Here is a 4,233-nt window from a genome sequence, read left to right as displayed (position 1 = left end):
TACACCCAATGCCTCCTAAGGTCTCCTCCTAGCGACGCCGCCCCCGATGGGATCCCGTGACCTGCGGCCCGTGGAGTACGGGCCGTGGTCTGTCGAGTTCACACCCCCGATACCCCGTCGATAGCCCACGTGAGGCCCCGCTGAGCAGGGCCCCACATCCTTCGCTCCAACAAGACGGGACTACCGCCAATCCGTCCAGCTGCCCCCGGGGGTTATCTGCCACTTGTAGTGCCACCAGTTGTCGGGACCGTAGACGGCGATTCCCAGCTCCCCGTTGGCGCTTGTGGAACACCAGACACCATTGCCGGGAGCGATGCGGCCACCCAGGCTGGCCCAGCCACTCCAGGAGCCGGCCGGCTTTAACTGCCATATGTGGTTGACATCCCCGCCGCGGGCCTTGACGAAGATCTCCAGCCGGCCGTCCTTGTTCTGGTTGCCGCACCAGCCGTCGTGGATCTCTCCGCCGAGGCTCTGCCACGGGGACCAGGATCCGTTGGAGTACACCCACCGGTGCCAGAGTGCGCCGGGGTTGGTGGAGTACGTGGTCGACGTGCCGACACGGAAGGTCTCCGCCCCGCCCGCCCAGAACACGTTGTTCATGGTCAGGTCCGGCCCGTGAACGGTGCACCATACACCGTTACAGTATGAGTCAGCAGTTGCCGGTGTCGCCTGCACCAGGCAACAGAGCAGGACAGCGGTCACCATGGCCGCCACACGTTTGCGAAGCATTTCCACTCCTTTCGTTGGTATGAAGCCGGGGCTTGCGCTCGCTTCATTGGGCGAGGCGCTGGAGTTGCCCTTCGTGCACGTCGCTCACCCACTCCCAGCCAGGCTTGGCCGACGGGCCGACCCGTGGGTCGGCGGGGACTTGGCCGTTCCGCAACGCGAGTACGTACGCCCGATCCAGGTCGATCCGAGCCTGTACCTCGTCGGATCCGCCGACGGAACCGTGGCCAGGGACGACGACATCGACGTCGCTCACCACGCCCTCGAGCAGCCGCAGGGCGGTGAGGTAGTCTTCGATCGGGTCCGCGGCGCCGTCCAAGTCGAGCATCGGAATCAAGACATCAGACAGCATGTCGCCGGCGACGAGAACCCCGCGTTCCTCGATCAACAGCGCCGCGTGGCCCGGGGCATGCGCTTGATGCTCGATGATCCGGACGTGAGGGCCATCCCAAGGAATCTGCGCAGTTTCGGCGGGCAGGCCGGTAATGAGGCCGAACAGGTCCAGCGGTACCTGCCCCGCGATTTCCGTCTCGAGCAGGTGGGCGGCAATGCGGGCCTTCGCACCTGCGTCCGACAGCTGATCTCGGACAGTGGCCGCGCAGCGCGCCGTGCCGTAACGGGGCGCCTCGCCGAGCCGGGCCTGCCAGAGCAGGTGATCCCAATCCGGATGCGTAGAAAAGCCTGCCACAACGGGCTGACCCAACTCGCGAAGGTCGTTCGCGAGGCAGTCGAGCTCGGAGCCGGTCACCCCCGGGTCGATGAGCAAAACACCGGCCCGGCCCTGCACCACAACGGCGTTGCTCTGCACGAACTCGCTCTCGTGGACCAGCACACCCTCCGCGACCTGCCTCACCACGAGCGCGCCTCCTTTGCATCCCGGATGGCGTAGCGATGCATCGTGACGCCCTGCTTGAACGATCGCTGCTCGATCAGGTCGAGCTCGATCGGCACGTCGTAGTCGTCGAACAGCGGCCTGCCGAAGCCGAGGATCGCGGGATGGGTGAACAGCAGCAGCTCGTCGAGCAGCCCCGCCCGGAGCAGCTGGGTGGCGAGCGCCGCGCCGCCCACACTGATGCTGCCGTCGGTCCCGGCCCGCAGGGCGGCGAGTTGCTCGATCGCGTCGTCTCCGCCGATGATCCGGGTGTTGTGATCGGCGCTGCGGCGGGTGCGGGAGACGAGCACCTTGGGCTTGGCGGTCCAGATCTCGCCGTACTCACGCATGTAGTCCGGCAGCGACGCGTCCTCGCGCGCCCGTGGCCAGTACTCCTCCATGACCTCGTAGTAGACGCGGCCTTGGATCATGAGCGCGAGCGCCTGCGTCTGCGCATTGGCCTCGCGGTGCAATTCCTCGTCGATGCGCAGCCACTCGCCAGCACCGTTGTCCCCTGGAACTTGCTCGATCCGCAGGTCGAGGGACACCTGCATCGCATAGACGAAGCGGCCCATCAGCTCCTCTTCCCAAGAGTGATTGTATTCTGCAACTACTATAGGTAGGACGAAATACCTGTCAAGGAGGAATCGTGGAACCACGGTCCGGGTGTCCGATCAACGCCGCCGTCGAGGTGCTCGGAGATCGCTGGTCGTTGCTCGTGCTGCGCGACGTCATCTTCGGCGACCGCCGCTACTTCCGGGCGCTGCTCACCGGGTCGATCGAGGGCATCGCCTCGAACATCCTCGCCGACCGCCTCGTGCGGCTCGTCGACGCAGGGATCCTCACCCGCGGCACCGCCGCACGGGGGCAGCGCGCTCGCTATAGCCTCACTGAAGCCGGTATCCAGACTCTTCCGATCATCTACGCCCTCGGCAACTGGAGCCTCGACTGGCGCCCGGGCAGCGACGAGCTCCGGAGCCGACAGCAGCTCATGCGCGATAAGGGTCCGGCGTTCATCGAGGAGCTCATGGACGAGCTTCGCGTCCGCCACCTCGGCGCCCCGCCGAAGCCGCACGACGGTCCAGGCCCGTTCGAGCGTCTCGACGCCGCCTACGCCGCAGCCGCCGAGCAAGAACACGTCGATCAACGGTGACGAAACGGCCCCCGCCCTACCTTCTTGGGTAGCTTGCCATCACCGCGCACAAGACGCCGCCATGGGACAGACACACCGCCTACCCGACGTCGTCACAGGGCGTGAAGGTGACGTTCTGTGTCCCGCTGCGGCGTAGCGGTCCAAAGATCCGCTAGCCAACCGGCTCCCGGCTGGCCGTTCGGTTGCTGTCAGCCTCAACCCCGAGATCTCCTACCTGGCGGCTAGGGACACATTCGGCGAGCGGAGGACCTTCCCGAGTCGGTCAAAACCTACTTTGGGGCTGGGGACAGCTTCGGGAGCGGATGGCCGACCACGAGTGTCCGCCAGGCCGCCCGGCTCCTGGGCATCACCCGCGAGGCCGGATACGACGCGGTCCACCGGGGCGACCTGCCGTCGATCCGGATCGGCCGCAAAATCCTCATCCCCACGGCCAAGCTGGCCGCCATGCTCGGCCTGCCCTACCCGCCGCCGCGGGAAGACGTTGAAGAACTGGTACACCACGACGACTGATCGCACCGATTGTGCTCAAGGACGGATCCGTGCGCTGCCTGTCGATCTGGCATGGCGGTCCGCCGGCGCATGTGTCGTAGGGAATCGTCATAGGTGTTGGTTACTCTTGCGGCACACGCAAATTGCCTAAAAGAAGAACCGGTTCGGCCGCTACGCGACCGAACCGGACTCATGAAAGATTGAGGCTAGCCTTCTCCTTCAGGCCTCCCACACCTGGGCTTACACCCAGGTGTCGCTCCAACAGCAGTTAGGTGCGAGCTGCCACTTGTAGTGGATCAGACCGTCGACGCCGGTCACCTTCACCCGGATGGTGCCGCCGTTGTTGGAAAAGTAGTCCGCGTACACGCCCGTGTAGGGCTGCAGCCGGCCGCCGAGCGAGGCCCAGCCGCTCCAGTTACCGTTAGGTACGAGCTGCCACTTGTGGTTCAGGTCCCCACCGTCGGCGCGGCCGAAGATCTCGAGTCGGCCGTCCTGGTTGCGGGTGACTCCGACGCCGGAGGTGACGTGGCCGCCCAGGCTGTAGTTTCCGCTGTCGATCTTTCCGTGGGGGATTGTCGCCCAACGGTGCCAAACAGCGCCGTCACTACCGACCCAGAACTCCTCATCCCGGCCGTCGGCGTTGGTCACCTTGACGGGGGCTCCTCCCCAGTCGCCCGCAAACGCGGGTGCGGGCACCACGACAAGTGCCGTTACCAGCAGGGCCGCTGCGAGCAAGGCCCTGCTCACCACTTTCCACATACGATTCTCCTCGTTCTAGATGGTGTACTCGACCTCGTAGTCGGATGATGTGGCCCTGGGGGAAACGGTTTCGCCGGCGTTCGCAGAGGCAGGTACGGGCGAAAACCGTTGGGAGTGCGGCCAGAGCCGCGATGACGAAAGTGGCGATTTTTCTTAGCAAACTTCTCCTTACGCGACTTGATCACATTAGGAAAATCACCACCGGATGCCCTGTTTGTGGATACGCAACGAGGTC

General features: G+C 65.2%; 6 protein-coding genes. 2 read left to right on the top strand and 4 right to left on the bottom strand.

Going from position 1 to position 4,233, the window contains the following annotated elements; all coding sequences use genetic code 11:
* Positions 1-180: 180 nt before the first annotated feature.
* The 3 genes from N5079_RS34865 to N5079_RS34855 form a co-directional block, all read right to left on the bottom strand.
* Positions 181-600, bottom strand: coding sequence for a hypothetical protein (locus N5079_RS34865; protein ID WP_261588499.1), 420 nt, complete (start codon positions 598-600; stop codon positions 181-183).
* Between the two features lie 172 nt (positions 601-772).
* Positions 773-1,582: an MBL fold metallo-hydrolase gene (locus N5079_RS34860; protein ID WP_261588498.1), complete on the bottom strand. Its 810-nt coding sequence runs from the start codon at positions 1,580-1,582 to the stop codon at positions 773-775.
* Positions 1,576-2,172: a dihydrofolate reductase family protein gene (locus N5079_RS34855; protein ID WP_261588497.1), complete on the bottom strand. Its 597-nt coding sequence runs from the start codon at positions 2,170-2,172 to the stop codon at positions 1,576-1,578. The genes N5079_RS34860 and N5079_RS34855 overlap by 7 nt, the downstream gene beginning before the upstream one ends.
* Before the next feature lie 74 nt (positions 2,173-2,246).
* On the opposite strand from N5079_RS34855, the gene N5079_RS34850 reads away from it, so the two are divergent.
* The gene (locus N5079_RS34850; protein WP_261588496.1) at positions 2,247-2,750 is read left to right on the top strand and encodes a winged helix-turn-helix transcriptional regulator; all 504 of its coding nucleotides are present in this window, start codon (positions 2,247-2,249) and stop codon (positions 2,748-2,750) included.
* Between the two features lie 231 nt (positions 2,751-2,981).
* A complete protein-coding gene (locus tag N5079_RS35735; protein WP_410007859.1) occupies positions 2,982-3,260 on the top strand; it encodes a helix-turn-helix domain-containing protein in 279 nt (92 codons plus the stop codon).
* Between the two features lie 219 nt (positions 3,261-3,479).
* Here N5079_RS35735 and N5079_RS34845 read toward each other — a convergent pair whose 3' ends face one another.
* Positions 3,480-3,998 carry a hypothetical protein gene (locus N5079_RS34845; RefSeq protein ID WP_261588495.1) on the bottom strand — a complete coding sequence of 173 codons (519 nt, stop codon included), beginning with the start codon at positions 3,996-3,998 and terminating at the stop codon, positions 3,480-3,482.
* Between the last annotated feature and the right edge of the window lie 235 nt (positions 3,999-4,233).

The sequence above is a fragment of the Planotetraspora sp. A-T 1434 genome (genome assembly GCF_025420585.1).
Classification (GTDB): Bacteria; Actinomycetota; Actinomycetes; order Streptosporangiales; family Streptosporangiaceae; genus JAOEGB01.
Note: the sequence above shows the minus strand (reverse complement) of the source record. Positions and strands in the feature narration are given on the sequence as shown.

Excerpts from the sequence above, each read along its gene's own strand:
- N5079_RS34845 (WP_261588495.1), bottom strand. The coding sequence starts at position 3,998 with ATGTGGAAAGTGGTGAGCAGGGCCTTGCTCGCAGCGGCCCTGCTGGTA.
- N5079_RS34865 (WP_261588499.1), bottom strand. The coding sequence starts at position 600 with ATGAACAACGTGTTCTGGGCGGGCGGGGCGGAGACCTTCCGTGTCGGC.
- N5079_RS34855 (WP_261588497.1), bottom strand. The coding sequence starts at position 2,172 with ATGGGCCGCTTCGTCTATGCGATGCAGGTGTCCCTCGACCTGCGGATC.